Here is a 3,083-nt window from a genome sequence, read left to right as displayed (position 1 = left end):
GCTGTTGGGCAGCGCGGTCACACCGCTGTTCAGCTTCTAAAAGGTCACGGCATCAAGGCCAAGAACCTATCAGGTGGATACACCACCTGGCGAGCTGGAATGGATGCTCTAGCTAGATCGAACTAGGTCATGGGTTCCGTTGGAGTAGTCTTTTGGAAAAGTGGAGCCCACCAAGGAAGTTAGAGCCCAAGAAAAAATGGAAAAGTTTGTCATCTCTGTAGACCAGGGAACAACCAGCACCAGGGCGATTATTTTCAACGACTTCGGAGAATCGGTAGCCACCGCTCAGCTCGAACATAAGCAGATCATGGCACAGGCCGGCTGGGTCGAGCACGACCCAATGGAAATCTGGGACAACGCTCGTGAGGTTGTGGGTCAGGCCCTCGGTCGCCTAAACATCACCCGTCACTCAATTACCGCGGTTGGGATAACTAACCAGCGCGAGACAACAGTTGTCTGGAATAAGCACACCGGCATTCCGGTCTATAACGCCCTGGTCTGGCAAGACACCAGAACTCAGCCAATCGTCGATCGGCTTGCCAAAAACGGCGGCATAAATCGATTCAAAGAAACTAGCGGTTTACCGCTGGCAACTTTCTTTTCCGGAACCAAGATTGTTTGGATCCTAGAAAATGTCCCCGGAGCCAAGGAAGCAGCCCTAAATGGGGATCTGCTGTTTGGAACCATGGACACCTGGTTGCTTTGGAACTTCACCGGAGGAGTAGAAGGCGGCGTTCACAAAACCGATGTGACAAACGCCAGCAGAACAATGCTCATGGACCTTCGGACCCTGTCATGGGATCAAGAAGTGGCGGCAGTCTTTGGCATACCAACCCAGATGCTTCCCGAGATCTGCTCATCCTCTGAGGTTTACGGGATTGTCAGTGAGTCAAGCCTGCTTCGAGATGTGCCAATTGCGGCAATCCTGGGAGACCAGCAGGCTGCGACCTTCGGTCAGGCCGCATTCAACAAGGGTGAATCAAAAAACACCTACGGAACCGGTAACTTCCTTATCTTCAACACCGGTGAAGACATTGTCTTTTCAAAAAATGGGCTGCTCACCACGGTGGCTTATAAGCTCGGTGACTCTAAACCGGTCTATGCCCTCGAGGGATCGATTGCCGTCACGGGATCACTGATCCAGTGGCTTAGAGACAACCTGAACTTCTTTCAAAATGCTCCCGAGGTAGAGGCGATGGCCAACACCGTTACGGATAACGGCGGAATTTACTTCGTACCGGCTTTCAGCGGCCTGTTTGCCCCTTACTGGCGACCAGATGCCAGAGGAGCCCTGGTTGGACTTACCAGATTCGTAAACAAAGGACACATCGCAAGAGCCGCCCTCGAAGCGGTCGCCTTCCAAACTCTCGAAGTCCTCGAAGCCCTGAACGCCGACTCGGGGGTAGCTCTAACCGAGCTCAAGGTCGATGGCGGAATGATTCAAAACAACACACTGATGCAGTTTCAGGCAGATATCTTGAATGTTCCGGTTATCAGTCCAGTGGTGACAGAAACCACAGCCTTGGGAGCCGCCTACGCAGCAGGACTCGCGGTTGGCTTCTGGTCTGATCTTGATCAGCTCAGAAACTACTGGAAAGAAGGCAACCGCTGGATTCCAAACATGGACGATAAAGAGCGTCAGCGACAGATTGCGCTTTGGAAGAAAGCTGTGACCAAGACACTCGACTGGGTTGAATAAGCCTCTGCTAGAACCAAATCTTTAGATTGGCTTGGTTAGAAAGCCTGCTAGCTAGAAACTACAGTGATCGCCTTCATGGTCGATGCCTCAATGTCAGTCTTTAGCTTCTCTAGGACACTTGCCTCAATTGGCGAGTCAACGGTAATAACCGATAGCGCCTTGCCACCTTTTTGCTGCCTTGCAATCTGCATGGCAGCAATGTTGACGTTGGCATCTGCAAAGGCCTTGCCGTATACGGCAACAATGCCAGGGCGGTCAGAGTAAACCATTAACACCAGGTGCTCGGCGAAGGAAAGCTCAACGTCATACCCGTTGATGTTCACAATCTTCTCGTGAAGCTTAGGACCAATTACTGTTCCAGAAACCGAGATCACAGACCCATCCGATAGCACAGCACGAACCGTGGTCATGTTGCGGTACTCATCCGACTGCCTTTCAACAGTTAGCTTGACCTCAACTCCCCTTTGCTCAGCGAGCAAAGGCGCATTGACATAGCTAACCTGCTCAGAAACAGCGTTCTGGAACACTCCCTTTAGGGCAGCAAGCTTCAAAACAGAAACATCGTGGACCGCAATCTCGCCACGAACCTCAACCTCAACAGAAACCAAAGAAGCATCGGCCATCCCAAACAGCACCTGACCCAATTTCTCGGCCAAAGAAATACCCGGCTTCACAGAATCGTCAATGTTGCCACCGGCAACATTGACAGCGTCTGGAACTAGATCCCCGGCCAAAGCAAGACGAACCGACTTTGCAACCGAGATACCGGCTTTCTCCTGAGCCTCGTCTGTTGAGGCTCCAAGGTGAGGGGTGACGAGGATGTTAGACAAAGACAATAGAGGTGAGCCCTTAGGGGGCTCACTATTAAACACATCAAGTCCAGCGCCTGCGATGCGGTTGGTTGTTAGCGCCTCAAGTAAAGCGTCCTCGTCAATGATTCCCCCGCGTGAGCAGTTAACAATTCGAAGCTCTGACTTTGCCTTAGCAAACTGGTCTTTGCCGATAAGACCGGTAGTTTCTGGGGTCTTAGGGATGTGGATAGTGATGAAATCACTTTCCTCCATGACCTCGTCTAGGGATGCAAGTGAAACACCGATCTGTTCAGCCCTGGCAGGAGTGACATAAGGGTCATAACCGATAAGCCTTGCTCCAAAACCAGAAAGTCTTTCCGCAACCAAAGAACCAATTCGTCCAAGGCCCACAATTCCGATGGTCTTGTCGTATAGCTCAACGCCAGTAAATTTACTTCTTTCCCACTTGTCTTGCTTTAGAGAAGCATTAGCATCCGGGATGTGACGGGCAAGAGAGAGTAAATGCCCGATAGCAAGCTCAGCAGCAGAAATAACGTTCGAGGTCGGTGCATTTACAACCATCACACCAGCAC

Annotated in this window: 2 protein-coding genes; one reads left to right on the top strand and one right to left on the bottom strand. The window is 51.3% G+C overall.

What is annotated here, in order from left to right; genetic code table 11:
* Positions 1-196: 196 nt before the first annotated feature.
* Positions 197-1,699, top strand: a complete 1,503-nt coding sequence (gene glpK, locus WAO31_RS06685; protein WP_509591750.1) for a glycerol kinase GlpK — start codon at positions 197-199, stop codon at positions 1,697-1,699.
* Positions 1,700-1,746: 47 nt separating this feature from the next.
* On the opposite strand, the gene serA is transcribed toward glpK, so the two are convergent.
* Positions 1,747-3,083 (bottom strand): phosphoglycerate dehydrogenase (gene serA / locus WAO31_RS06680; protein ID WP_509591748.1); only part of this gene is annotated, 1,337 nt, incomplete at its 5' end.

The organism is Rhodoluna sp. (assembly GCF_049276775.1).
In the GTDB taxonomy this organism is placed as follows: Bacteria; Actinomycetota; Actinomycetes; order Actinomycetales; family Microbacteriaceae; genus Rhodoluna.
This window is presented reverse-complemented; position numbering and strand designations above follow the sequence as displayed.